General features: G+C 70.2%; 18 protein-coding genes. 11 read left to right on the forward strand and 7 right to left on the reverse strand.

Going from position 1 to position 26,987, the window contains the following annotated elements; translation table 11 throughout:
• Positions 1-55 precede the first annotated feature (55 nt).
• Positions 56-2,347, reverse strand: a complete 2,292-nt coding sequence (locus tag OEB96_RS16530; RefSeq protein ID WP_266216888.1) for a family 2 encapsulin nanocompartment cargo protein terpene cyclase — start codon at positions 2,345-2,347, stop codon at positions 56-58.
• A gap of 170 nt (positions 2,348-2,517) precedes the next feature.
• A complete protein-coding gene (locus OEB96_RS16535) occupies positions 2,518-3,183 on the reverse strand; it encodes a response regulator transcription factor (RefSeq protein WP_266216890.1) in 666 nt (221 codons plus the stop codon).
• 180 nt (positions 3,184-3,363) lie between these two features.
• Here OEB96_RS16535 and OEB96_RS16540 point away from each other — a divergent pair, with 180 nt between their 5' ends.
• Together OEB96_RS16540 and OEB96_RS16545 are read left to right on the forward strand one after the other, a co-directional pair.
• Positions 3,364-5,349, forward strand: a complete 1,986-nt coding sequence (locus tag OEB96_RS16540; protein ID WP_266216891.1) for a tetratricopeptide repeat protein — start codon at positions 3,364-3,366, stop codon at positions 5,347-5,349.
• An 84-nt stretch (positions 5,350-5,433) separates the two neighbouring features.
• Positions 5,434-8,361: a tetratricopeptide repeat protein gene (locus tag OEB96_RS16545; RefSeq protein ID WP_266216893.1), complete on the forward strand. Its 2,928-nt coding sequence runs from the start codon at positions 5,434-5,436 to the stop codon at positions 8,359-8,361.
• 39 nt (positions 8,362-8,400) lie between these two features.
• On the opposite strand, the gene OEB96_RS16550 is transcribed toward OEB96_RS16545, so the two are convergent.
• Positions 8,401-9,729: a choice-of-anchor L domain-containing protein gene (locus OEB96_RS16550; RefSeq protein WP_266216894.1), complete on the reverse strand. Its 1,329-nt coding sequence runs from the start codon at positions 9,727-9,729 to the stop codon at positions 8,401-8,403.
• A gap of 247 nt (positions 9,730-9,976) precedes the next feature.
• On the opposite strand from OEB96_RS16550, the gene OEB96_RS16555 reads away from it, so the two are divergent.
• Positions 9,977-11,785 carry a DUF2330 domain-containing protein gene (locus tag OEB96_RS16555; RefSeq protein WP_266216896.1) on the forward strand — a complete coding sequence of 603 codons (1,809 nt, stop codon included), beginning with the start codon at positions 9,977-9,979 and terminating at the stop codon, positions 11,783-11,785.
• Here OEB96_RS16555 and OEB96_RS16560 read toward each other — a convergent pair.
• Positions 11,782-12,660, reverse strand: coding sequence for a sterol desaturase family protein (locus tag OEB96_RS16560; RefSeq protein ID WP_266216897.1), 879 nt, complete (start codon positions 12,658-12,660; stop codon positions 11,782-11,784). The genes OEB96_RS16555 and OEB96_RS16560 overlap by 4 nt on opposite strands.
• Positions 12,661-12,789: 129 nt before the next feature.
• Between OEB96_RS16560 and OEB96_RS16565 the strand changes: the two genes are divergently transcribed.
• The 8 genes from OEB96_RS16565 to OEB96_RS16600 all read left to right on the forward strand — a co-directional run bounded on the left by OEB96_RS16565 (position 12,790) and on the right by OEB96_RS16600 (position 20,370).
• Positions 12,790-13,815 carry an AraC family transcriptional regulator gene (locus OEB96_RS16565; protein ID WP_266216899.1) on the forward strand — a complete coding sequence of 342 codons (1,026 nt, stop codon included), beginning with the start codon at positions 12,790-12,792 and terminating at the stop codon, positions 13,813-13,815.
• Between the two features lie 13 nt (positions 13,816-13,828).
• Positions 13,829-15,289 carry a 4-hydroxyphenylacetate 3-hydroxylase N-terminal domain-containing protein gene (locus OEB96_RS16570; RefSeq protein WP_266216901.1) on the forward strand — a complete coding sequence of 487 codons (1,461 nt, stop codon included), beginning with the start codon at positions 13,829-13,831 and terminating at the stop codon, positions 15,287-15,289.
• A gap of 111 nt (positions 15,290-15,400) precedes the next feature.
• A complete protein-coding gene (locus tag OEB96_RS16575; protein WP_266216902.1) occupies positions 15,401-16,528 on the forward strand; it encodes a DUF2169 family type VI secretion system accessory protein in 1,128 nt (375 codons plus the stop codon).
• Between the two features lie 13 nt (positions 16,529-16,541).
• Complete coding sequence (locus OEB96_RS16580) at positions 16,542-16,994, forward strand: DUF4150 domain-containing protein (RefSeq protein ID WP_266216904.1); 453 nt, start codon at positions 16,542-16,544, stop codon at positions 16,992-16,994.
• A gap of 43 nt (positions 16,995-17,037) precedes the next feature.
• Positions 17,038-18,138, forward strand: a complete 1,101-nt coding sequence (locus OEB96_RS16585; protein ID WP_266216905.1) for a hypothetical protein — start codon at positions 17,038-17,040, stop codon at positions 18,136-18,138.
• Between the two features lie 3 nt (positions 18,139-18,141).
• Positions 18,142-18,942, forward strand: coding sequence for a hypothetical protein (locus OEB96_RS16590; RefSeq protein ID WP_266216907.1), 801 nt, complete (start codon positions 18,142-18,144; stop codon positions 18,940-18,942).
• Between the two features lie 13 nt (positions 18,943-18,955).
• Positions 18,956-19,534 (forward strand): hypothetical protein, encoded by a 579-nt coding sequence (locus OEB96_RS16595; protein WP_266216908.1) that lies wholly within the window; start codon positions 18,956-18,958, stop codon positions 19,532-19,534.
• A gap of 14 nt (positions 19,535-19,548) precedes the next feature.
• Positions 19,549-20,370: a hypothetical protein gene (locus tag OEB96_RS16600; RefSeq protein ID WP_266216909.1), complete on the forward strand. Its 822-nt coding sequence runs from the start codon at positions 19,549-19,551 to the stop codon at positions 20,368-20,370.
• Between the two features lie 12 nt (positions 20,371-20,382).
• Here the strand turns inward: OEB96_RS16600 and OEB96_RS16605 are convergent, their stop codons facing one another.
• The 3 genes from OEB96_RS16605 to OEB96_RS16615 form a co-directional block, all read right to left on the reverse strand.
• A complete protein-coding gene (locus OEB96_RS16605) occupies positions 20,383-21,450 on the reverse strand; it encodes a hypothetical protein (protein WP_266216911.1) in 1,068 nt (355 codons plus the stop codon).
• Positions 21,451-21,593: 143 nt separating this feature from the next.
• Positions 21,594-25,931 carry a pentapeptide repeat-containing protein gene (locus OEB96_RS16610; protein WP_266216913.1) on the reverse strand — a complete coding sequence of 1,446 codons (4,338 nt, stop codon included), beginning with the start codon at positions 25,929-25,931 and terminating at the stop codon, positions 21,594-21,596.
• A complete protein-coding gene (locus OEB96_RS16615; protein WP_266216914.1) occupies positions 25,924-26,946 on the reverse strand; it encodes an endo alpha-1,4 polygalactosaminidase in 1,023 nt (340 codons plus the stop codon). Before OEB96_RS16615 ends, OEB96_RS16610 begins: the two co-directional genes overlap by 8 nt.
• Positions 26,947-26,987: the final 41 nt, after the last annotated feature.

A 26,987-nucleotide genomic window follows, 5' to 3' on the forward strand; every position in this document is an offset into this window, starting at 1 on the left:
GATCGGGTCTTCCACGTTGCTCGTGGGCACGAGGGTCTACGGATCGTTGGTCGGGTCAGCGGAGGAGGGGCTCGGGGCCGCGGTGCGCCCAGAAGCGGACGGCCGAGGTGCCGAGTCCCAGGGGGCCGGCGAGCACGGGAGGCGGCGTGCGTTCGCGGCGCAGCGCGGCCTCGTCGTAGCGGCCGGTGAGGCGGTGCCAGTCGAGGATGCCGGACACCCAGTCCTGCAGGCCCTCGACGTATGCGGCGAGGTCCTCGCGGGCGTCGGCCTCGAGCTCGAACTCGTCTTGCAGCAGCGGGAGCTCGGTGGCGAGGACGTGCTCGAACTGCTGCAGTCTCGCGGTCATCAGATCGCGGACCGTCAGCACCGCAGCCGCGGAGTCGAGCTCGAGGAACTTGCGCACCACCAGCACGCAGTTGCACAGCTCACCCTCGAACTCGATCTCCTTTTGGTAGGAGAAGATGTCGTTGGTGAAGCATGCATAGTCGGCTGCGCTGTCCTCGAGCTCGCGCATCGAGCGGGTGCGGAACAGCGCGCGTGGAATCCGGCGGCCCTTGGTCACCCGGGCCAGGTTCATGGTGAGGTCCGAGCCGAACGTCTTGCGCCGCATCTCCACGTAGTCCATGGGATCGGGGATGCGGCGCTGGATGTGGCACAGCAGCTCCCATAGCCAGCTCTCGGTCATGTCCTCCACGCCCTTGCGGAACCATCGACGCGCGTCCGGGTCCATGGGGCTGGCGGTGCGGTGCCACAGCTCGGCCAGGCCGCGCTCGAGCGGGTTGAGCGGGGGCGGGGTGGCGCTGCAGTCGAGCGGCATGAAGGTCGACAGGCGGTCGTTTTGGTGCTTGGCGCCGGCCAGATCTCGGGCGTGCCCGAACACCACGGGGAAGTAGTCGTCGCCGTACGTGCCCCAGGTCAGCCATGCCGACGAGATGTCGAGCTCGGGGCCCGAGGCATCGGGGTGCAGCCGCGCCGCACACACGGCGAAGTCGAAGGCGGCGAGCTTCTCCTCGGTCCAGATCCCGGCGCGGGGCAGGCCCGGAAGCTCGTCGAGCATGCCCATCTCGCGGCCCCAGTCGATGCAGTGCTGGCGCGAGCGCTCGAGGTTGACGTTCACCCGCGCCGTGTAGGGCATGTAGAACTCGGGGAGCGTCACCGGCCCCACCGGCTCGTACGGAAGGCCCGAGTGGCTGGCCAGCCAGGTGCGGGTGCCGAGGCGACCCCCCACGCGGCGAGGCGTGGGCGCGAGGTGGGCGGCCGAGACTCCGAGTCCGCTGGGACCGCCGAGCACCCGGACGAGCGTGGCTGCATGCGAGTCTTCCGCCTCCGGTCCGCCGCCGTTCATGTAGCGGCTGGACCGCATGTGCCACTCGTGGCCCCCCGATTGCCAGTCTTGGAGGCCCTTGACGTACTTGGCCACGTCGAGCCGCGCGACGGGATCGAGCTGGTGCTCCTCGAACAGCAGCGGAAGCTCGGCGAGCGCGGTGTTCTCGAACTGCTGCAGCCTCGAGGTGAGCAGGTCGTTGGTGAGCTCGGCGGCGCGCTGGGTGTCGACCCCGAGGAAGCGCTCGAGCACGAGCACGCAGTTGGCGTTCTCACCCTCGTCCTGCACCTCGCGCTGGTACGAGAACAGGTCGTTGCGCAGGTGTACGGCGTCGGAGAACGTGTCCCGCAGCACGTGCAGGGGACGCGTGTGGGCCACCCGATCCGGGACCTCGGCCGCCACCGCGTGCTCGACGAGGTTGGCCGACCACGGTGCGCCGCCCACCTTGCGGCGCATGGCGACGTACTCGATCGGGTTGGCGATGCGGTCCTGGCGGATGTTGGCCAGCTCCCACAGCGATTCCTCGAGCAGGTTCTTGGTGCTCTCGATGAAGCGGGCTCGCCACGCGACCGACATCGTCGGCACGGTGCGCGCCCACAGATCGACCAGGCCCCGCTCGATGGGGTTGGTGGGCTCGGGCGACGGCTCCGTGGGGGCAGCCGGCTGCACGGGCATGAACGAGGGCAGCCGGTCGAGGTAGGCCTTGGCCCCGCGGTTGTCGCGGGTGCGCTTGTAGACCTCGAGGAAGTGGTCGTCGAAGAAGAACACCCACACGTACCAGTCGGTCACGAGGTCGAGCTCGGTGGCCGAGGCGTCGGGGTGGGTGTAGGCGCACAGCAGGGCGTAGTCGTGGGCGTCGAAGGTGCGCTCGTCCCAGATCGGTGTGCCGGTGGTGGGATCGGGCTCGCCCAAGATCCCCACCTGGTAGGCCCACGCCTTGGAGTGGGTGCGCGCGCCTTCCAGGTGAGGGTTCAGCCGCGCAGGGTACGGCATGTAGAACTCTGGAAGGACGAAGGGTTCCATGGGCGCTGGTCTGATCCTCGGGGCGGCCGGGTGGCCCGAAGGGGGCTGCCTGGTACCAGCGTGGGCCTCGGATCGACAGTCGGTAAGAAACCGATTGACATGGAACCACCGAGTCCTTCGATGACGGGATGCGCGTGTTCGCGCATCCCGAAGGTCATGCGACGACTCGTCTACTCGTCGAGGTTGGCCAGGACCATGAGTCGATACACCTCCACCGCCGAGGCCACATCGAGCTTGTGAAGGGCGCGGGAGCGCTGAGCCTGCACGGTGCTCTCCCGGGTGCCGAGCTCTGCGGCGATCTGCTTGTTGAGCAAGCCCTGAGCGACCAGGCGGCACACCTGCTGCTCGCGCGAGGAGAGCGTGTGCCAGCGAGCCCGTGCGAGCGCGACGGCTCGATGGTGGGATGCGAGCTTGGCATGCTCGTCGATCGCCCGCACGGCCGTCGCGACCACGTGGGCCGGCTCGCTCGGCCTGGGCAGGATGTCGACGGCGCCCTGCCTGACGGTGGCGACGGCATCGAGCACGTTGGCATCGTCGGTCATGAAGATGATCGGGAGCACGATCTCGCGCTCGAGCAGTGCTTGCTGAAGCTGGCGACGATGGGCCCACGAGAGCTCCACGTCGAGCACCACGCAGCCGTGGACTTCGGGTGAGAGCGCAGGCAGCAACGCCTGCGGAGAGTCGTAGAGGTGCACCGACAGCCCGGCTCTTCGCAGCAGCTGCGCGGTCGTGCTGGGACCCATGGGGTCCGCCACGAGGAACACGCAGGGCTGGGTGTCGTCACCAGAGTGCTTGGAGGTGTTCGCATGCATGCCGCGAAGCTGGCTCGTGGCCATGGGCGGTGAACAGAACGGCGTATGCGTTCGCAGCGGGCGAATTCGAGCTGGCTCATCGAGTCATGATCCGTTGCCGTACTCTTGCGAGACCGATCGGGATCACCTGGCGCTCGCGGGCGAGGTCGATGAGGAAACGCTCGTCGATGGCAGGGCGGGGGCGGGCGTGTAGCATGCGGCGGGATGACCCGCACACCACCGCACCTCGGGGCGCTTGGGGCCGCGCTCGTCTCGCTGCGGGCGGGTCGTCGGGCCACGGCGGCACGGCAGGTCGCCGAGGTGCTCGCTGTTCCGGGAATCGACGATGCAGCCCTGGTGGTGGCCGCGTCGTGCCGCTTCGTCGCGCGCGACTACGGTGGCGCGCTCGAGGTGCTCGACCGGGTGATCGCACGCGGCGGCGTGGGGCTGCGACGTGCGGTGATGGATCGAGCACGCTTCGCAGGCGTGCTGGGATGGGACCAGGAGGTGCGTGCGACGCTCGAGGCGGCCATGGCCATCGAGCCATACGAGCCGCGCTGGTACGCCCTGGCGACGCGCACGTTCGTGCGCGGGGGAGCCACGGAACACGCGCTGCGCGTCGCTCGGGAGGCGCTCCGGCTCGAGCCGGGCTCGGCTCGCATGGGCATCGAGGTGGCGAGGCTGCACGCCGAGCTCGGGCACGAGGCCGAGGCGATCTCGACCCTCGAGGCCACCCGCGCCCACGTGCCCGCGGGTTCGCAGACGCACCACCTGGGCATGGCGTACGTGCTGCGCGAGGCCGGGGCGTTCACCCAGGCCCGTGCGGAGCTCGAGGCGGCGTGGCGGCTCGAGCCCACGCGCGCGCGGACCCTGATCGACCTGGCCGAGCAGGCCCTGTGGAGTGGCGACACCGCCACGGCGCTGCGCTGGGCGAGCGCGGCCGGGGCCATCGATGCCGCGGCCGCAGGGGTGGCGCGCGTGTGTGGCACGGTGGCGATGCTCGAGGGCGATGCCGTGCGCGCGGTGCCCTGCTTCGATCGCGCGATCGAGCTCGACCCCGACGACGGCGTGGCGCTCTACTGGCGGGCCGAGGCGGCCTACCGCATGCAGCAGTACGAGCTCGCCCACGCCCTGCTCACGCGTACCACCATGCGCGTCGAGGGCTACATGTTCGTCGCCTGGGTGCTGCGCTTGCTGGTGGTGCTGCACGAACGAGCCCCGCAGGTCCTGCAGCCGCAGCGGTTCGAAGAGGTCCGCGAAGCCGTGGAGGAGATCGTGCCCGAGGCGCGCGCGGCATTCGAGCAGCCGAGCGAGGCACGGCTCGTGCGGTGCCTCGAGCTCGCGCTCGAGCGCATGCGGGGCAATCGAGCCCCCACGGCCACGTTCGTGGACGAGCGCGGCACGCTGCGACGGGTGCGGGCCCGCACCGGGGTGCGGCACGCGGCCCGGCACGCGCTCCAGCTCATCCGCGTGCTGCCCCCGGCCGACACCCTCGCTGCGCTCGACGAGGTGGTGCGGCGGCACCCCGACGCGCCGCTGCCGATCTGCCATCGCGGGGAGCTGCGCTCGTGGCTCGGCGATCTCGCGGGGGCGCGTGCGGATCTCGAGGCCGCGATCCGTCTCGATCGCTTCACGCGCTGGGCGTACATCGGGCTCTCGGGCCTCGATCTGCTCGAGGGCGACCCGGAGCGGGCGCTTCGCACGTCGGCCCACGGGGTGCGCACGATGGGCCACACCGAGGGGCCGGCGGTCCACGTGCACCGCGGCGAGGCGCTGCGGCGACTGGGGCGTCACGACGAGGCGCGCGTCGACCTCGAGCGAGCCATCGAGCTCGGGCCCACGCGGATCTCGGCCTGGGTCGATCTCGCGTTGGTCCACGCGGCCACGGGACGCCGCGAGGCGTTCGACGAGGCGTGGCGCCACCTCGAGGTCGCCGCGCCGGGGCTGCTGTCGGACGCGAGCCGCGAGCTCGAGGTGGTGCTGTGGGGCGACCCGGGCGAGGTGCCGTCGCTCGACGAGCGTCAGCGCGTGCTCGAGCACGCGCTGGCGATGATGCGAGGCAACCGCTCGACGAGCTGCGCCACCTACTTCACGCGGGAGGGCCGGCTGCGCCACGTGCAGCCGTTCGCCGCCGGTGCCAAGCGCCCGCACGACGACGACGAGCGCACGCTCGCGATGGCCGAGGCGCTGATGGGCCGTGGGGCTCGATGACCACGCGAGCGCGGCAGTGGTGCCGCACGCTCGCCCCCTGCTCCGGCCCCCGCTCCGGCCAAGGCCTGGTAGTCTGACCCCACGATGTCGACCGACGCCGGTGGCCTCGAAGAAACGCTGGCCGCGGACGACACGATGGACCGCTCGATGCCGAGCGGGAGCGAAGCGAGGGTCGAGCGGGGCACGGCCATCGGCCGCTACGTGGTGCTGTCGCGGCTGGGAGCCGGTGCGATGGGGGTGGTCCATGCCGCCTACGATCCCGAGCTCGACCGCAAGGTCGCCCTCAAGCTGCTGCGCTCGGGCGGAGGCACGTCCACGCTCGCCAGCGACGGTCGTGCGCGGCTGCTCCGCGAGGCCCAGGCGCTCGCCAAGCTCTCCCACCCCAACGTGGTCGCCGTCCACGATGTGGGGACCGAGGGCGATCGGGTGTGGATCGCGATGGAGTTCGTGGAGGGCCGAACCCTGGGGGCGTGGATGCACGAGGTGCCGCGCCGCTGGCAGGAGGTCGTGGCGGTGGTGGGCCACGCGGGTCGAGGTCTGGCCGCCGCGCATGCGGCGGGGCTGCTGCACCGCGACTTCAAGCCCGACAACGTGATGATCGATGCCGATGGTCGGGCGCGGGTCATGGACTTCGGGCTCGCGCGAGCGGGGGCCGAGCGCGGGCCGACCGAGCCCGAGCCGATGGCTCTGGTCGAGCGCGTGCCGTCGGAGCCGAAGGCGCTCTCGGTGCAGATGACCCGGACGGGCGCCATGATGGGCACGCCGGCCTACATGGCGCCCGAGCAGATGCAAGGGCGGTCCGATGCGCGCAGCGACCAGTTCTCGCTGTGCGTGACGCTGTGGGAGGCTCTTTACGGAGAGCGGCCGTTCGCGGGCGACACGGTGGCCGAGCTGGTCGGCGCGGTGATGCGGGGGGAGCTGCGGGCCCCTCCCGGGGGGCGGCGCGTGCCCGCCTGGCTGCGTCGCGTGTGTGCGCGGGGCCTGGCCACCGATCCCGAGGCGCGCTTCGACAGCATCGAGGCGCTGCTCGGCGCGCTCGAGCACGGCCGCGTTCGCAGTCGACGCGTGTGGGGGCTCGCGGGGCTCGGCGTGCTCGTGGGGCTCGGCGTCGGGGTGGAGGGCATGCGGCGCCACGATCGGGCCCGGACGATCGCCGACTGCGAGGCGGAGGGCGGTCGCATCGAGGAGGACTGGAACGATGCCACGCGGGAGCGAGTCCGCCAGGGCCTGCTCGCCACCGGATCGAGCCAGGCCGAGACCACGGCAGACAAGCTGATGCCGTGGCTGGATGCGTCGGCCACCGCGCTGCGGGAGCACGGGACCGAGGCGTGCACGCGAGCGCGGGTGCACGACCTCTGGGATCTGGAGACCTACGAGCGCGCGCAGTGGTGCCTCGAGGAGCATCGCCTCGAGCTGGTTGCACTGATCGCGCAGCTGATCCAGGCCGATGCCCACCGGCTGTACACGGCCGTGCCCGCCGCAGCGGGCCTGGATCCGAGCTCACCGTGCCTGGACCGGGCCGTGCTCGACCAGCGCCCGTCGCCGCCGCACGCGGGCGATCGTCCGGAGCTCTTCGAGCTGCTGTTCGCGCTGGCGGAGGCCAATGCCATGGGTGACGCCGGCAAGCACGCCGACGGGCTCGAGCGGTTGAAGGCCGTGCGGGCGCGGATCGAACGGCTCGCCTGGCCACCGCTGCTGGCTCGGCTGAACCAGATCGAGGGGTGGCTGCTGGGCCAGACCGGCGAGTTCGAACGAGCAGAGCGTGCGCACACCGAGTCCTACGTGCTCGCGTCCAGGTCGGGGGCGTGGGACATGGCCGCCGCGGCTGCGGTGTCGCAGATCCAACTGGTGGGCTACGAGCGAGCGCGCTACGACGAGGGCCGCCTGTGGGCGCGGCTGGCCGAGGTCGCGACGTCACTGGCCGGAGATCCCTTGCGGCTGCGCGAGGCCCACCGGAACACCAGCCAGGCCTCGATCGCATTTGCGACGGGTGCATTCGACGAGGCGCGGGCGCTCATCGAGGCGGCGCTCGAGATCCAGCGGGCCGAGCTGGGCGAAGAGCACCCCAAGACCGCCGCCACGCTCGCGAACCTGGCCCTCATCGATCGGCGGCAGGGTCGTAGCGCCGATGCCGTGGCCAACATCGAGCGAGCGATCGCCGTGCAGGAGAAGCTGCTGGGTCCGATGCACCCCGATGTGGCGAGCAACCTGAACAACCTGGGGCTGCTCCTACACGCCCAGGGGCGCAACGCCGAGGCACGGTCACACGAGGAGCGCGCGCTGGCGATTCGCGAGCAGCTGCTCGAGCCCGATCATCCCAGCATCGCCGAGAGCCTGGACTCGCTCGGCAGCCTGATGCTGCAAACGAACGATCTCGAGCGCGCCCGCAGCTACTTCGAACGAGCGCTGGCGATCCGCGAGCGACGACTGGGCAGCGATCATCCGTCGTCCCTGGGTAGCCTCAACAACCTGGCCAACGTCTACAATCGGCTCGGGCAGCACGACCAAGCGCTGGCGCGGTATGAGCGTGCGGCGGCCATCGCCGAGCGGGCCGAGCACCTCGACGGGCCGCTGCTGGCCACGATCATGCAGAACGTCGGCAACGCCCGCTGGTTCCTCGGCGACTACGAGCGCAGCGTGGTGAGCTACCAGCGAGCGGTCGCGTTGCTCGAGGGCTCGCTGGGCGCGAGCGATCCGGAGGTGGCCAAGGCCTGGTTCCTCCTGGGCTGGACCTACGCCGAGCTCGGTCGGACCGACGAGGCGATCGCGGCCTACGAGCGGGCGGTGGCGATCTACGACGGCGCCGGCGGCAAGCCCATCGAGAGCCTCGAGGGCCCCAAGGTTCGGTTCTGGCTCGCCGCGCTGATGGTCGACGCGGGCCGTGATCGGGGCTCCGCGGTGGCGCTGGCTCGACGATCCCGCGAGGAGCTCGCAGCGCGCATGCTGCAAGGAGACGCGGCGCTGCGGGAGGAGATCGACCGGTGGCTGGCCGAGCATGCGGCGGGAGAGTGAGTCAGGGCATCGCCACGTCGACGCCCACGTCTCGGGTCTCTAGCCCTCGGGCTCGGTGCCGACGGTGACGGTGCCGCCGTCGGCGATCCAGCGGAAGTTGTCGATGAGGGCGGTGCTGTCCCACGCCTGATCGCCGGTGTCCCAGATCGCGAAGCGGATGGTCACGAGGTCACCGCCGTTGACGGGGGCGGTGGTGGCGAGCCAGCTGGTGGCGCCGGCGTCGTTCCAGGTGTCGAAGCCAGTGCCGGCCAGCTCGTTGGTGCCCAGCGGGCAGCCCGAGCAGACGTCGAAGAACGCGATGTTGACGCTGACCGGGTTGCCCATGGCGTCGAACGAGACGTTGCCGTTGATCGAGCCCGGCGGGGGCGGGGAGGCCAGCGCGATGAACTGGTCGTTGAACGAGGTGCACACCCACTCGGGGTACTCGAACGAGTAGAAGTCGAAGCTGAACGCGTAGCCGGTCGCGTTGGTGGGCGCGCGCAGGGTGACCTCGAGCGCGATGTCGTCGTAGATCGTGAGCGAGCCCGGGCACGCCGGGACGTCCTGCGGGAACCCGGCCGGCGCCGTGCTCAGACCCGAGGTGTAGCAGGTGAGGCTGTTGCAGGCGTTGGGCTGGCCGGGGATCCGCGCGTGGCCCGAGGACAGCACCAGCAGGCTGCTGCCCTCGAGCGGCGACACGTTGGGGCCGAAGTTGGTCATGATGCCGTTTTGGAGCGGCGCGTTGAGGGCGGCGCCATTGGAGCGCACGAACTCGGCGTCGACGATGCCCCAGTCGGTCGCGCCCGCCGAGATCTTGCACAGGCCGATGGCCGCGGCCGCGTCGTAGGGATCGTTGGCGGTCAGCGACAGGCCCGCGTCGCACGGCGGATCGACGTTGTCGACGAGCCCGTCGCAGTCCTCGTCGGCCGGATCGGGCACCACGCCCATCATGTCGGGCTCGGTGATCTGCACCTCGATGGCACCCGGGTTGACGTTGGCATCGCAGTCGTTGCAATCGCCCTGGTTGACGGAGTAGCCGTCGCCGTCCTCGTCGGCGTTGGGATCGGTCTGGCAGCTGTTCTCGGGCATGCCGACGTCGCCGCCCATCGGCACGTCGAACTTGATCCCGTCGCCACCCTCGTCGGTCGAGTCGGCGCCCGAGGTGGTCCCGTTGCTCGTCGCCACCGAGGTGGCTTGCTCGCCGGTGCCCGCGTCGTCGCCGGTCGAGCCCTCGGCGGTGGGCAGGGGCAGCGTGTCGATGCCGCCCGGGCCTCCGGAGGAGCCCTCGTTGGCCGGCTCGCCGCACGCCGCGAGCGCGAGCATCGTGATCCCCAGCCACGCCCCCGCAAGAGAGCGATTCCCCGATGTCACCGTATGTCGAGCCAGCATGGGTACCCTCTCGTTTTCGCACACGGCCCTGGGGTACGTCCATCGCGCGCGAACGTCGTCCGCCTTTTTGGGGTGTGGGTGCCTGTCGGCGCGTGTGTCTCCTTCGTCGCGCGCGCGTCACGATGGATTTCGTCATCGAGCGCCGATCGATGGTGACGAGGTCGACACTCGTGGGTCTCGGGAACCTCGGAGCCGCTTCCTTTCGGAGCCTCAGGATCCCAATCCGTTGACCTACAGGAATCACCTCATGCGACATGCCTCGTTGATCACCACCGCCGCGGCAGCCATGGCCGCCCTTGCGATCTCTGCGACTCCCCGTGATGCCCGGGCCTGCGGCGGCACGTTCTGCGACAGCGGTCCGACGTCCATGCCCGTCGACCAGACCGGCGAGAACATCGTGTTCGTGATGGGTGAGGCCTTCACCGAGGCCCACATCCAGATCCAGTACGACCCCGAGACCGAGGCGGAGAAGTTCGCCTGGGTGATCCCGCTGATGGAGATCCCCGAGTTCTCGGTGGGCTCGCAGCCGCTGTTCGATGCCGTGCTGGCGAGCACGGTGCCGAGCTACGGGTTCACCAGCACGTTCACCGGCGAGGGTTGCGGAGGCGACGACGGGAGCGGCGACGGCGGTTTCGGCGACACGACCGGAGGGGGCGGCGGGGACAGCTCCAGTGGGGGTCCTTCGGGCCCCGAGATCGTGCTGCAGGAGGTGGTGGGCGCGTTCGAGATCACCGTGCTGTCTGGGGGCACCGCGGAGGAGCTGGTGATGTGGCTCGACGACAACGGCTACCAGCAGGATCCCGCCGCGCTGCCGATCTTCGACGAGTACCTCGCCGAGGGCTACCTGTTCGCGGCGTTCAAGCTGGTCAACGACTCCGAGGTCTCCGACATCCACCCGGTGGTGCTGCGCTTTCCCGTCGAGGAGGCCTGCATCCCGCTGCGGCTGACCCGGATCGCGGCGGTCGAGGACATGGAGGTGCGCACGTTCTTCCTCGCCGACGCCCGCGTGGTGCCCCGCAACTATCGCCACGTGCTCGTCAATCCCCTGCGGCTCGACTGGCCCTCGTTCGCGAGCAACTACAAGGAGGTCATCACGCTCGCGGTGGATGCCCAGCAGGCCAACGGCCACGCGTTCGTGACCGAGTATGCGGGTCCGAGCGACGTGGCTCCCCGCGGCGGGATCTGGAGCCCGCAGTGGGCCAGCAACCCGTTCCAGTTCGCCACCCCGCTCGAGGCCATCGATCGCCTGAAGATCCAGGGGTTGCTCGACTGCTACCTGGACTTCGACTTCGTGTGCGAGTACCGGCACCCGCTGCTGCGCAACCTGATGCTCGAGTACCTCCCGGTGCCGATGGGGGTGAACGAGGCCGAGTTCTACGAGTGCCCCTCGTGCTTCGAGATGCAGATCGACCAGGCCGCCTGGGACGGCCCGACGTTCGCCGGCCTGCTCGAGGAGCGCATCATCGCACCGGGCCAGCACGCGGTGAACGTGCTCGATGCGTACCCCACGCTCACTCGCATGTACACCACGATCTCGCCGGGCGAGATGACCGACGATCCGTTCTTCCACCAAAACTCCGACCTGCCCGACGTGGACCTGACCAACGAGATGGCCTCGCGTCGATTCGGCTGCGGACCCCACGAGGTCTGGGTGCTCCCCGACGGCCGTGAGGTGTTCGTGCCCTACGGGGACTGGCCCAGCTTCGACGACGAGATGCCCTGGGAGGAGGAGGTGCAGGAGATCGCGATGGCCGGAGGTCCGGTCTCACTGGTCACGCAGACGCCGGTGATCGAGCAGGAGCTCTACGAGCACAACTGCAGCTGGAACTACCCGTCGGCCGAGGCCTGCGGCAACGTGGGCGACACCGAGGGCAGCGGGAGCGGCACCGGAAGCGGCACCGGCAGCGGTGGGGAGACCGACGGGGCTCCGGGCCAGACCGGCGATCTCGACGACGGCTGCGGCTGTCGGGCGCGTGGGACCGGCGGAGGCGGTGCGCTGTGGCTCGGTCTGGGCCTGCTGGGCCTTGGGCTGGGTTCGCGACGCCGACGTCGCTAGCCCGCGTTCGTCGGCGTGCGCGGCGTGGACCGGAAGGGGTGGACGAGGTTGGGCAGGATCCGCTGCGGATCCGGGAACGCCCCGGGGTCGTCCACCCCGACCGCGTCCGGCCTGCGCCCGGGCGCCCAGGTGAAGGTGCCGAAGACTCGATCCCACAGCGTGAGGACCGTGGAGTAGTTGCCGGCGCCGTCCCGGCGGGCGCCGTGATGCAGCCGGTGGTGCTCGGGGCCCATCAGCAGGTGGCCCAGCCAGCCCAGCCGGAGGTCGGCGTTGGCGTGGGACACGAAGTTCTGCAGCACCCGCGCCACGGTGGCGATGAAGATGGCTTCGGCCGAGAACCCGAGCACCACCAGGGGGAGCAGCGCGGCGAGGTTGTTGAAGGTGACGTCGAGGAAGTGCCCAGTGGTGGTGTTCAGCGCGTTGACCTTGGTGGGCACGTGGTGAACGCCGTGCTCCTTCCACCAAAAGCCGCCGCGGTGCACCCGGCGATGGAAGGCGTAGGTGAAGAGCTCGGAGACCACCACCGCGAGGGGAGCGCCCAGCCACAGCGGCAGGCCGTTGCTCGACGTGGCGAGCCACAGCGCGACCGTGGCCACCAGCAGCTGGGCCAGACCACCAAAGGCCAGGCCAATGACGAAGTAGCCGCCGTCGCGTACCACCTCGCGGCGCGTGGGCTGCCAGCGCGGCTCATAGGGGATGAGGCACTCGAGCAGTACCGTCGCGCCGATCACTCCGCCGAAGACCAGCGGGAGCAGATCCGGCAGCGGCAGCCGGGCGGCGATGGCGTGGGCGCACGAGCCGGCCACGAGCAGCACCAGCGCGGGGTAGGCCCCGTAGCGGAGCCCGATGGCGAGGGGACGACGAGGATCGAGCATCGGCTGTGGTCAGCCTAGGCGCCACGCCGGGGCGCACCAGGGTCCTTTGCCGCCATCGAGGGCACCGAAGCCGCCACCGTCGCGGGATCGCGTCCATGGCGCGGCATCGGCGGCCCATACTGCCACGGGATGCACGACGATCGGGTCCTCGCCTCGCTGGTCGCACCGCTGGTCGCGGCCGGATCGGCCCTGGGCATGGATGCGGACGAGCTGCTGGCGATCGCCGGGATCTCGGCGCAGCAGCTTGGGGATCCCGATGCGCTCGTGAGCTACGAGGCGCCCCTGCACCTGTGGGAAGCGCTCGTCCAGCGCTTTCCCGACGTGCCCCTGGGTCTGAGCTTTGCGCGGGACCTCGATGACCAGGCCGTGGCCTCGCTCGGCGTGGTCGGCCATGCCACCCGCAATTGCCGGGACGTTCGGCAGTCGCTCGAGCTGTTCATCCGCTTCGTCCCGCTGAGCTTCCCCCGCATGACGCTCGACCTCGAGGTGCTCGGCGAGCAAGCGCGGCTGGTCGTGGACCACGAGCCGCGGCTGGTCGCGCTGGTGGAGCCCATCGAGGTGTTCGTGGCCACCATGGTGCGGCAGCTGCCCCACGTGAACCCCCGGATGCCTCGGCCCACCGAGGTCTGCTTTCGGCACCCCCGCAAGCACCCCGCCGCGCTCTACGCCGAGGTCCTCGGTGCACCCGTGCGCTTCGAGGCGGGATGGAGCGGCTTCGCGTTCGAGGCGGCCGCCCTCGCGCTTCCGGTGACCGGGGCCGACCCTCGGATCGGACGCTACCTGCGACGGCATGCCGACGCGATGTTGGTTGCCCGCGAGCCGGTCCCCGCCGAGCAGCCGCTCGAGGCTCGAGTGCGCGCGGTGATCGACGCCAACCTGCTCGCGGGCAAGAGCGATCAGGCCCACGTGGCCCACGTCCTGGGCATGAGCACCCGCAGCCTCCAGCGCGGGCTGAAGGCGAGGGGGACGTCCTTTGCCGGCCAGCTCGAGGAGGTCCGCCGCAGCCGAGCCCAGCAGCTGCTGCGCAGGCCCGAGCTGTCCGTGGCCGAGGTGGCCTTCATGCTGGGCTACGGCAACCCGCGCGCGTTCCATCGCAGCTTTCGCCGCTGGACCGGCCAGACCCCCAGCGAGTATCGCCGCGCGCACGCCGGGTAGTAGCATGCCCACCATGCGCACCGCCGACCGGTACGTTCGCAGCCTCAGGGAACTCGAGCTCGTGCTCTACGTCGACGGTGAGCGCGTGGCCGATCCGACCACGCATCCCCGGGTGCGGCCGGCGATCAATGCGGTGGCGGCCACCTATGCGCTGGCGCACGATCCGCGCCATCGCGAGCTGGCGACCGCCCACTCGGACCTCGTTCGCGCTCCGGTCAACCGCTTCACCCACCTGTTCACGCAGCCGCAGGATCTCGTGCGCAAGCTCGAGCTGCAGCGGGTGCTCGGGCGGCTCACGGGCACCTGCTTCCAGCGCTGCGTGGGGATGGATGGGATCAATGCGCTGTTCGTGGCCACCTGGGAGGCGGGCGGAGACGCCCACGCTCGCTTCGTGGCCTGGCTCGAGCAGGTGCAGCGCAGCGACGACGTGATCAACGGCGCGATGACCGATCCCAAGGGCGATCGCAGCAAGCGACCAGGGGAGCAGCCCGAGCAGTACCTGCGCGTGGTCGAGCGTCGGCCCGAGGGCGTGGTGCTGCGCGGGGCCAAGATCCACCAGACGGGGGCCGCCAACGCGCACCAGATCCTGGTGATGCCCGGAATGGCGATGCGCCCCGGTGAGGAGGACTTCGCGATCGCGGCGGCGCTGCCGGTGGACGCCCCGGGGGTGACGATGGTGCTGGGTCGTCAGCCGTCCGACGAGCGCAAGGGCGGGCCGGATGCGGGCAACGCCCGGTACAGCGGCCAGGAGGTCGTGGTGTTGTTCGACGACGTGTTCGTGCCCTGGGAGCGCGTGTTCCTCGACGGACAGCTCGGCCCCTGCGCCACCTTGTTGGAGACGTTCGCTGGCTATCACCGCGCCAGCTACGGCGGATGCAAGCCGGGCAACCTCGACGTGCTCATCGGAGCGGCGAGCCTGCTGACCCGGCTGCACGGGGTGGAGCGAGCCAGCCACGTGCGCGACAAGCTGGTCGAGATGGCCCATCTCACCGAGACCGTGCATGGCCTGGGCCTGGGGGCGAGCAGCAAGAGCACCCAGCACGGCTCGGGGGTGTGGCAGGTGGATCCGGTGCTCGCCAACGTGTGCAAGCACAACGTGACGCGGCTGCCCTACGAGATCGTGCGGCTGGCGGAGGATCTTGCCGGGGGGCTGATGGCCACGATGCCCTCGCTCGCCGACCTTCGGCACCCGGTGATCGGCGAGGCGTTGCGCACGGTGGTGGGCAGCGACGAGCGGGCTTTGGCGCTGCGCCTGGTGGAGTCGATGAGCTATGGCGCGGGCTCGGTGCCGCTGCGCATCGAGTGCATGCACGGTGCCGGCTCGCCGCAGGCCCAGCGGATCGTGCTCGAGCGCGCCGTCGACTGGGAAGCGAAGGTTCGCGCGGCGCGGCGGTTGGCGGGTCTGCCCCCGCGCGAGGGCGAGCCGATCGAGGATCGCCGGGTCGACGCCGAGATCGACGACGCCGGGCAATGAGCGGCGTGGGGTTCCTCCATGCGGGATCGCTCGGTTCCTGCGCCATCTGCTCCTGGGCGCCGAGGGATGGGGTAGATTCCTCCCAGGCCCGATCGGTCACGGTCACGCGCCATGCCGCACCCCACGCTCGACAACCAGACCGCGTTCCATGCCGACGCGCTGCACCTGGTCGACGAGGACTTCCAGCCGCTGCTCACGCCGGTCGTGAGGGCGAGCTTCGACATCCTGCCGGGGGGGAGCCTGGCGGTGCGTGCCGAGCAGCGTCCTCTCGAGGTGGCTGGCATCTTCCACGAGCCCGACGTCGAGCCATCGAGCTACCGCTACGAGCCCGAGGTGGCGCCCTTCAAGCTCGCCACCGACGTGGCGTTCGTGGGCCATGCCGTGGCACCCAATGCTCGGACCACCCAGATGGACGTGGGCGTGCGCGTGGGTCCGCTGGTCAAGTCGCTGCGGGTGTTCGGCGATCGGGTGTGGTTTCGCTCGATGGGCGAGCCGACCCTGACCTCCCCCGCCACGTTCGAGCGCATGCCGATCACCTACGAGCGAGCGTTTGGCGGCTGGGATCGCAGCGCGCCCGAGCCCATCGATCACGAGTTCGAGCGGCGCAATCCGGTGGGGCGCGGGTTCCACACCCGCAAGGGCCGGGCGCGGGCTTCGGTGCCGGCCCCCAACATCGAGGACATCGCCAGCCCGATCCGCTCGCCGTACGACACGCCACCCCCGATGGGGCTGGGCTTCGTGTCACCCGACTGGCAGCCGCGGGCCTCGTTCGCGGGCACCTACGACGATGCCTGGAAGGATCAGCGGTTCCCGCTGCTGCCCACCGACTTCGATCGCCGCTTCCACAGCGCGGGCTCGGCGGGGCTGGTCGCCAGCGGCTACCTCCGCGGCGACGAGCACGTCTCGATCGTGGGCATGGTGGCGGAGGGGCGCCTGGGTTTCTCGCTGCCCGGAGTGCCGCCGCCGTCGGTGATGGTGAGTCTGGTGGATGGCAGCCGCCACCAGCCGCCGATGAACCTCGACACGGTGATCGTGGATCTCGACGAGCGGGTGCTCGTGATGATGTGGAGGACGAGCCTCCCGCTGCCCGACGGACCGCACGACGTGCGCGCCATCGAGCTGTCGAGCCCCGAGTCGCTCACGCTGCCCCGGTCGGACGTCGAGCCCCGCGGTGGGCCCGCGGCCAACCAAGCCACCAACCAGTCCCGCCAGAGCAATCCCGCCAGACCCACCCCGTAGCAAGGAGCAGACCATGGGCGTTACCGTAGGCGCGAATTTCATGTCGGTGGTCCACAAGGACAGCGGTGGGGTGACGATCGCGTTCCCGGACGTGTGCAAGACCCCGTCGCCCCCCGTGCCGATCCCATACCCCAACGTGGCGCAGTCGTCCGACTCGGCCAAGACCGCCAAGAAGGTCAAGGCCGACGGGCAGCCGCTGTGCACGAAGGACTCCAACTTCAGCACGAGCACGGGCGACGAGGCGGGGAGCCTCAAGGGCGTCGCGTCCAGCAAGGTCAAGGGCAAGGCCGAGTTCGTCAACTACTCGATGGACGTCAAGGCCGAGGGCAAGAACGTCCCGCGAGCGCTCGACATGATGCTGCACAACGACAAGAACACGCCGCCGGTACCGCTGCTGCAGGGGCCGGTGGTGGTGATTCCGGGGACCGAGACGACCACGTGCCTCATCTGCGACGAGGCGGTCTAGGACCCTTGCGGATCGACCTCGTCTCACGGAGCTGGACTTGCGCATGACGAGCGTCGTCATCACGGGCATGGGAGCGGTGTCCTCGGTGGGGCTCGATGCGGCCACCACCTGTGCGTCGATCCGCGCGGGCCTCTCTCGACCCGAGACGCTCGTGGAGCTCGAGGTGCTCGACCGCGAGGAGCAGGCGCCGGTGGGGGTCACGGGCCATCCGGCGTCCGCCGTCACCTTCGGGTTCGGTGGCGTCGGCCGGTGGCTGCAGCTGGCCACGCTCGCGCTCGAGGACCTGTGCCGCAGCGCGGGCCTGCCAGGCGGCACGGACACGCGCTTTTGGTCGAGCACGCTGTGCTACGTGGTGGTGCCGGTGCTCGACGTGGCGCGCTTCATCATGGAGCCGTCGTGCGGGTCCGATGCCGCGGTGGAGGGAGCGTTCGTGAGGCCGCTGCTGGCTCGAGTGAAGCGAGCGCTGGTCCCCGGGCGCACGAACCTGCTCGGCCGCGGCCGCACTGGTGTGCTCGAGGCGCTGCGGCTGGCCGACGAGCACTTCCGCCGCGTCCACTGCGAGCGAGTGTTGGTCCTGGCGGTCGACTCGCTCACCGATGCGAGCACCCTGTCGTGGCTGGCCGAGCACGGCCGGCTCAAGCACGACGAGAACCCGATCGGATTGATTCCGGGCGAGGGTGCGGTGGCGCTGCTGCTCGAGGCGCCTCGGGTCGCGGTGAGCCGTGGTGCCACGGTCGTCGGACGCGTGGGGGCGGTGGCGATCGAGCGCGAGCCCAACGCGCGGTTCATCGGCGAGCGCAGCCAGGGCGAGGCGCTCGCGCGCGCGGTGACCTCGGTGCTCTCCAGCGACGGAGGTGCGCTGCCCTACCGCGCGCCGACTCTCACCGACCTCAACGGCGAGGAGTGGCGCGCTCGGGAGTACGGGCATGCGCGGGTCAGGGTGAGCCGACAGCTGTGGGATGGCGACGGCGCGGACTTGCCGGCGACCAGCGTGGGTGACCTCGGCGCGGCCATGACCGCGCTGGAGGTCCTGATCGCATGTCGCTCGCTCCAGCGCGGCTATGCGGTCGGCGATCGCGTGCTCTTCACGAGCAGTGACGAGTATGGCAACGTAGGAGCGAGCACGATCTGGAAGGGAGCTTGAGCCATGGCGCACGAGGATCTCGGGGTCAAGAGCGAGAAGCACGTGCCGGGTTGCGTGACCCGCCACATCGCGACCTACATCGAGGGCAACACGTGCTCACATCGCTGGCAGGCCGCCAAGAAGGCGCGAGCGGAGACGCGGATCAACTACGTGCGGCCCAACGAGATGGCCCAGCTGCGCTGGAATGCGACGCAGGACAACCTCGCCAAGATCGCGAGGTACAAGAGCGAGGGCAAGACCGGCGGTGTCAAGCGCACGTACGGGGGCAAGCAGAGCTTCACGCTCAAGCCCTTCTCGACGATGTGGTGGCCGTGGCCCAACAACGCGCACCACATCATCCCGCGCTCGACCCTCGCCGGTACGCTCGAGCAGATCGCCAAGGCGGCCGAGCCCAACGAGAACCGCATGTTCGAGGTCATGGTCCAGGGGCTGCTCGGTGAGGAGTACAACCTCAACGACGAGCCCAACATGATCATGCTGCCGCTTCAGGACCCGGACGCGGTCGCGATGGCGCTACCGCGACACCTCGATGGCTCGGGTGCGGGAGCGATGAATCACCCCGACTACAGCCTCGCCGTCGAAGGCGAGGTCAAGACCAAGCTCGAGCCGAAGTACCAGAGCCTCGCCTCGGCCATCAAGGCGAACAAGCACCAAGGCGACGACAAGGCCCCTGCGTGTCGCAAGACGCTCGAGGGCATCTCCAATCGCACCTACGACGCGATCATCAGCAAGGCGGCGGCGGCCCACGCGGCCGGGCAGGCCGACGTCACCCTCGACAGCATCGGACCTTCGCTCTATCAATGACGAGGGAAGCCCCATGAAGCTCTACCTCTGCAAGTGTTCCGCGAGTGACAAGCGCTATTGCCTGGTCACTCGCCACGGCTCGCCGTTCTCGTATCCGCTGGCGCACGGCGTGGAGGTCGCTTCCCGGATGGAGGACAAGGGCGTCGAGGCGGTGACGTTCGACCTCGACGAGGCTCGCGGTGCGCTCGAGCTCCCGGATCTCGTCGGCACCAACCTCAACTTCCTGATCCTGCGCAAGCTCTGCGCCGACGCCATCCTCGGCCAGCACGACGTCGGCGAGCACGAGGTCGTCTCGGCCGTGCTCGTCAACAGCAAGGAGCGGGTGCACGCCAGCGACTACGTGGTGCTCAACCCGCATGGGAAGGTGGAGTGTCTCGACACGGTGCGGTCGGAGATGGACGACGACGACGACGACCCCGCGGTGGCGCTGTTCGGCAAGTTCTGGCTCAAGGCCGCGCTCGTGCCCCCCGGGCGTGACATCTTTCGCGTCAAGGGCCTCACGGTGGGCTACGTCTTCAGCGAGCGCCTGGTCGAGTTCATCCGCGCGCAGGGCTTTTCCAACTTCGTGTTCGAAGACGTCCAGCTCTCCTGAGGAAGGCGTCGTCCGTGCTGCTCACCATTGGCATCGACAACGCCATCAGCCAGCTCCAGCGGGTGCTCCCGGGCTACTCCTCGGGGCAGCTCGACGAGCCCCACCATCCGCATGCGATTGCGGTGCTCTATCGCAAGCTGGGGGTGTGTCGGATGCTCGACCAGGGCGTGGTCGAGCCCCTGTTCGTCGCGCAGATGCAGAGCGCCTCGGCCTACCTGACGCGCCTTCCCAGGCTCTCCGACCACGACAAGGTCACCAGCCGGTCCGCGGTGTTCTTCGATGCGATCGGAGGCGAGTACTGGGATGCGGCCGCCAAGATCGCCGCGGGCAGTCGCCCCACCGTGAACCCGACGTGGGAGCACGAGGACGACTTCCTCTACGTGTGGTTCTTGATGACCCGCTACTTCCTCGACGGGCTCGAGGGCGACGAGGACGAGGCGGCGAAGGCCGCGTGGGAGCAGCGGCAGCGCGACCTGCTCGAGCGCTGGGAGGTCGTGCTCGAGGGCGGCCTCGACCCCCGGCTGCCGCTGTGCGATGCGCTGCTGCGCCGCGACGAGGGCGACTTCGGGGTCGCGTTCGAGGAGGTCGCAGGGGCTCGCGACCAGCGGGTGCGCAAGCAGATCGAGCGCGGGGAGGTTCGTGAGGACGACGCCGTGTGGGTGCTGCCGTGGTGGGGCGAGGGGCTCGCCTTGCTGCGGCTCGCCGAGCGCGACGGCCTGCGCACCGACGAGCACTGCCCGATGGTTCCCCAGATCTCCCGGGGGCCGAACCCGTTTGCGTACGACCCGATGGCGTGGGGGCGGATCGACTTCCGCCCCGCCCGCAAGACGACCTGAGGCGGGCGCCGCTCAGCCCTGGAAGTCGAGGCAGGTGTCCTCGATGATGCTCACCGCGTCGAGGAAGAACTGGTTGTAGTCGTTGCTGGCGATCGGGCCCTCGATCCCGCGCTCGCCGAACATCGAGATGAAGTCCACCCAGTGGCCCTGGCCGCCGGGGATGAGCCCCAGCATCACGATCGCGTCGGCATTGCCGCCCTTGGCCGCGACGATGGCGTCGTAGGCGGTCTGGGCCGTGTTCTGATCCTCCACGTTGGGATCGTCGCTGAGGAAGGTGACCACCAGGATCGCGTCGTCGCGCAAGAAGCCCTCGTTGCAGCCCCCGGCGGTCAGCAGCGCCGGCGAGACCGACTCGACCATGCCGTCGAGCGGGCGCTCGCTGGGGTGGCCGGCCAGGCCCACCGAGGCGATGCACTCGAAGGTGGTGGCGAGGTCGGGCTGGCCCTCGACGATGTAGCGGTTGCCGCCTTGCAGCACGCACAGCATGTCGCTGGCGCCCTGGCCCGCGGGGTGGATCACCCCGGCGCCGCGGGTACGATCGCACTCCTCGAACACCGTGTTCTTGATGTAGTTGGTGCAGGTGCTGCTCCCGGGATTGGATCCGCTCCAGGGGTTGGCGGTGTCGCATCGGCCCCACGCATCGGTGTCGACCACCATGATGTGGTAGTCGGTGGTGGGCAGCGTGTTCTGGATGGTGTCGATGAACAGGGGGAACGCGGCCTTGAGCGCGTTCTGCTGATCCTGCATCGAGATCGAGTTGTCGATCACGAAGATGAAGTCGACCGCTGCGCAGCCGTCGTCCACGGTGATGTCGGACCCCTCGCCGAGGTCGAACTTGAGGCCGGCCGTCATGCCGCCCCCCGAGCTCCCGTCGGCGCCTTCGGTCGCACCTGCGCTGGTGCCGACGCTCGTACCCTCGGTCGGATTGCTGGTGCCCTCGCTCGTGGCCGTGTCGGGCCCGACCGAGCCGATGCCCCCGGGGCCTCCGCTCGACTCGCGGCCACCGTCACCACCACACGCCAGCAGCAGTCCGCACAGCCCCCCCACGGACAAGCAGGAGAAGATCGAACGCCCCGTCATCGCCACACCCTCGCTGATGCACACCACTTGGCCAGGATGCCGCAGAACCGCCCGAGGGACAACGCCGTTTCCGCGGGCCGGGACGAGATCGGAGGCCATCCGGGCCAGATCCGCGAGCGTTCGCCTTCGAGCACCACGACGACTCATGGGCGGTCGAACAGGGGTTGGTCGGGGGACAGGCGCAGGCCGGGGACGAAGTCGTCGAGCTCGCCGACTTCGAAGCGGCAGTCGCCGGCGACGTGCCAGAATCGACCCTCGACGCGGCCGCCGGTCTTGTAGCGGCCATCGGGGGTGAACGCCACCCAGCCCTCGGGAAAGATGGCGAGCGTTGCCAGGAGTGTGAGCGAGGGAATGCGCCAGAGCTTGACGGTGCCGTCGCGGGAGCCGGACGCGAGGACCGTTGCCGAGGGGAACGCGAGGGCCGTGATGCCGGCAGCGTGCCCGGTCGAGCACGCTGGATGCTCGAAGGTGTCGGTTCGAAACACGTGCACCGAACCATCGGCGGTTCCGGCGGCGAGCCAGGGATCCTCGCCGAATGCGAGCGACGTGACCCAGTCGTCCTTCACGGTCCATGCGTGTCGCTGCTGGCTCGACCACAGGTCCCACACGCGCACCGTGCCATCGACCGAGGCCGAAGCGAGCGCGGGCCCCCGGCCTCCGAGCTCGAGGGCGGTGATGGAGCCTCGGTGCCCGTCGAGCACCAGCAGGTCGATGCGATAGTCGTGGGACAGCGGTGAGATCAATTGCAGCGAGTGATCGGAGCACGCGGCCGCAATCCAGCGGCCATCGGGTGACGTGTTCAGCGCGATGGCGCGACCCACCGTGCCATGGTGCTCGGTGACGACGTGCTCGGGGGTGAGGCGCAGCTCCTGGATCTGGCTGCGATTGCCCGGGGTGGCGACGAGCACTCGCTCCGAGCCCGGACCGAGGAACGCAATGCCGGCCGGAGGCGCCGGCAGCTCGTGCGTGAGCCGATGCTTGCATCCACGCGGGAGCTGGAGCCCAAATGTGCTGACGTAGCGGCCGCTGGCCACCGCGACCCCCAGGCCGTCGCGCGAGAGGATCAGGGAGTCGGCCTCCGACACGCCGAGCTGCGGGGTGATGAACCCTTGCTCGGGTTGGAGCATGAACACCCCCTGTGCGCTGGCGATGGTCAGCCTCCCGTCGGGGGCGGTCGCGAGGTCGGCAACGAACCGAGCCTCCGGCCCGCCCGACTCGAGCACCGGCTCGAGCGGGTCGCCGGGCCACGCCGTGCCCTGGGTCAGTGCCGCCGCGGCGAGGCTTGCGGGATCCACGGTCGCGCCGATCATCCGCGCGAGCGAGAGGTTCGCGCCATCGAATCGTGCCCCGTCGAGTCTGGCTCCGAGCAGGGTCGCGCCCACGAGGCTCGCGCCCGACAGATCGGCGCCGCGCAGGTCGGCGCCCGACAGATCGGCGCCTTCGAGGTCCGCAGCGTCCAGCTGGGCCGTCGTGAGCACGGTGCCGCGCAGGTTGGCGCGTCGCAGATCCGATGCGGAGAGCTTGGCCCCCGCCAGGTGCTGTCGCGAGAGGTCGCATCCCCGCAGGTCGCGATGGCTGAGGTCCACGGTCTTCGGCTCCGCCGCCACCAGGCCCACCGCCAGCAGCCGCTGCCGCACGGCCAGCGCGTTGTCGGAGGTGGTGCCGCCGACATTGGCCGCCAGCACCCGCGTGCTCCAGCCCTCCACGGCGGAGGCCCCCGCCAGATCGATGAGGAAGTCCGCCATCAGCTGAGACATCTTCCCGTGCCCCAGCAGCTCCGGATACTCGCCGTCCTGCAGCGCGGCTGCTCCGGCACGAGCGACCAGCCACTCCATCACCGACTCGTGGATGAACGAGAAGCGTCCGACCTCGTCGCGGACGAGCAGCGTGCCCGAGCCGATCTGAAAGCCGGTCTCCTCCGCTCCGTGGCTGGCGCCCAGGCGCTTGCTCCCCTCGGCCAGCTCCACCAACACCGCGCCGATCGCCTCGAGCTCGTCCACCCCCACGTGGTGCTCGGCCCGCGTCCACAGCCGCAGCGCCAGCTCGGTCACCGCCTGCCAGCGCGCCTCGATCGACAATCCCGGCGCCGCCCCGGGCGGGTGCCGGCGATCCTGCTCGAACGCGAGCCATCGATCCAACAACGTGCGGTAGAGCCCGGCCGCGCTCACGGCCCCCTGCCGGTCCCGGGCCGCACGCAGCTCGTCCTCGGTGAGCGCGGCGATGAAGCCCAGCATGCGTGGGTTGCTGCTCAGGCCCCCGAGGTCCCGCACCTCCGCGATGAGGCGCATGCGCTCGCGCGCCAGCTCGGCGTCGCCGAGGTGCCCGGCCAGGAACGCCTCGATCTGATCGTCCTCGAACGGTAGCAGCGTGACCACGCGGTGTCCGGGCACCGCCTCCACCTTCTGCAGCAGGACCTGCCGCACCGCCTCCTTGGCCTGGTGATCGCTCAGGAAGTGCTGCCGCCGGCTGGTGACCACGACCTTGGCGCGTCCGCGCGCCGCCGACACGATGGTCTCGAAGTGCTCGGCCGCGCGGGCGTAGGTGCTGCGCACCACCAGCTCGTCGAAGCCGTCGAACAGCAGCACCACCCGCCCGTCGTCGAGCATCCGCATGAACCGGGCGGGGCTGTAGTCGTCGACGTCGTGCAGCGCGAAGTGCTGGGCCAAGAGCTGCTCGAGGCGCAGGCCCTTCTCGAGGCTGCGCATCTCGACCAGGATCGGCACCACCGCGCCGTCCTCCTCGGCCAGGCGCCGGGCCAGCTCGCGCAGCAGGAACGTCTTGCCGGTGCCGAACGTCCCCAGCACCAGCACGAAGCGCCCGTGCTCGTCGTCGAGCCAGCGGCGCACGGTGCCGAGCGCATCGTCGTGGCGCTGCTCCTCACGACCGATCCTCTCCACCATGCGCTGCCCCACGTACTTGTCGGGCGGGTACACGCGATCGGCGGTGAGTCGCGCGGCCAGGCGCTCGCGGTAGGTGCGAAAGTCGATGAGCCCGCAGTACTGCTCGTAGGACTGTAGCCACACGCCCACCGCGCGGGCTCGCTGGATCAGCACGGGAGGGATCGGCCCACCGCAGCACACCAGCACCGACCGCACCCCGGGGTCGCGCCGGCGGTAGGGCTTGACCACGCGCTGCACGAACGCCTCGAGGGCGTCCTCGTCGATCCCGCGCTCGAGCCCACCCACGGGGTACAGCTCGACTTGATCGCCGTCGCCCAACGGGCGGCGCAGCTCGAGATACTCGATGAGCGGCGTGCCCTTGCGTCGGCGCACCACCTCGGCCCGAGGCTCTCGCAGCTGGGCGATGGCCGCGAGCTGAGCCAGGAAGTCGTCGCTGCCATGCCCCGCCGCGGGCATGCGTGGAGGCTCGAAGCACGGCGGATCGCCATCGTCGTCGTCGGCTGCATCTTCGTGCTCGGCCGGCGGAGGGAACGTCCCGTGCACGTCGACGAACGCCACCGCGTGCTCGTGGCGCCACTCGTTGCCATCGACCGATGCGGCGCAGTCGCCCACCCAGCGCTGCTGCCCCTCTCGATACGCCCGGGTCAGCCACCGCACTCCACTCCCAAAGACCCTCAGCACCTGGTACTGGCACGGCACTCCGTGCGGCCGCGCGTGGTCCTTCACGGCCGCGCTGCCCGTGGCGAACAAGGGCACCTGCGGGCGCAGCCAGCCCAGCTTGCCGTCGTGGGTGTGGCCGTGCAGCACCAGGTTGATCTCGTCACCCAGGATCCGCTCGAGCAGGTCGGCATCGCGGAGGTTCTCGTCGTCGTCGACCGCCTTGCGCTGCACGTTGTGGTGCACGGCCGCGATCCGCAGCCAGCCGCGATCGCGATACGGCCGCAGCTGCTCGGCAAACCACCGCAGCTGGGCCTCGCCCACCCCGCCGTGGTGCTCGCCCTCGCGGTGGGTCTCGGGCAGGGTGGAGTTGAGCCCCGCCACCACCGTGCGCAGCTCTTCGTAGACATAGAAGGTATGGGGCCGGGCTTCGTGGAATTCGACCGAGGCGTGCGGACCTCCATACCAGCGGGCGAACAGCTCGGTGTAGGCGCGCCACTTGGGCCAGTAGGGCGGGGCGGGCTCGCGCTCCTCGGCCTCGCACTGCTTGAAGTACGCCTCGCAGCCGGCCCAGCTCACGTCGTGATTGCTAGGGACCAGCACCAGGCGCTCGCGTGGCAGCCCCAGGTCGTCCATCAGTCCCGCCGCGAACGACTCGAACGCGCGGAGCTCCGAGGGCCGAGCCCACTCGCTCAGATCGCCGGTCACGATCACCAGATCCGGCCGCACCGGCTCCCCACGATCGCTCTGCGAGACGGGGTCGCGCAGCTCGAGCAGGTCGTGCACCAGACGAGCTCGCAGCGTGTCGTGCTCGCGATCGGCCGCGGTGATGCCATGCGCCTCGCGGTGGTGGTGGCCGAACTGGGGATCGCTGATGTGCAGGAGCGTCAGCCCGCGCCTGCGTCGCTGGGGGTGGTCACTCACAGGCGATCCGCCAGGCGTCGAGATCCCAGCCCTTGATCAAGGTGGAGAACGAGCGCGCGAGCGCGTCGGGACACACCGCTGCGGCGAGGGCGGGCCCGTCGGCGGGGGTGTCGACGTACTCGACGTGGAACACGGCCTTGCCGGCGTCGATGAACGGCGCGAGCAGCTCGCACTCGTCGTAGGCCATGCACTCTTCGTTCAGGGCCCAGTCGAAGTAGGGCAAGAGCGCCTCCACCTGGTCGAGGTCGTTCTTGAGTCCCACCGAGAGCCCGCGCTGGTGCGCCTGCTCGGCGAGCCATTGGTTGAAGTCGAGCTGGTCGGCGGGCGAGAGGGGGAACCCGCTGTCGTTGCTGTAGCCATCGACGTTGTCGGGCTCGACCCCGTTGCAGCCCTTGTCGGCCGCGAGGTCGAGGCGCGCCGCGAGCACCGTGCGCACGGTGGGATCGCGAATGTCGAGCCAGCGCTCGCCGGGCCAGCCGTCGAGGGGCGAGCCGATCGCCGCCGGCGGAAACTCCCCGGCGTCGGGGCGCCAGTCTTCGTGGCTGCCGGCGCTGAAGTAGCAGATCACCACGCGGCCCTGGTCGTGCAGCGTCGAGATCTGCTCCGCGTCGTTGTCGAACAGATCGACGTCGAACATGGCCACGTCGACGCTGGTGTCGAGGGCCTCCGAGAGCTGCCACTGCCAAGACGTCGTCGGCGTGGGGCACCATACCGGCGGATCACCGCAGCTCCCGGGCGGTGGTGGGTCGCCGGTGGTGGGACCAGGATCGTCGCTGGTGGCGGTCCCCTCGGCGGATGGATCGAGCGTGGCGCTGGAACCCGTGCCCGAGGTCGGGCCGCCGCTGCCGCCCTCGGTGGGCGAGGTGGTGCCCCCGAGCTCGTCGCCCTGGGTGGCCGAGCCGGTGGCACCGGTGGGTCCGTCGTCATCGGCCCGACCGTCGTCACCTCCGCAGCCGAGCGCCAGCAACAAGGGAAGGGTGGCCCGCCCCGACACCGTTCTCGCACCGAGCATCATCGTTCCCGAGCATAGCGGGGAGTCGACCCGTTCGGCACCGC

Origin of the sequence: Paraliomyxa miuraensis (assembly GCF_026337845.1) — a bacterium.
Taxonomy (GTDB): Bacteria; Myxococcota_A; Polyangia; order Nannocystales; family Nannocystaceae; genus Paraliomyxa; species Paraliomyxa miuraensis.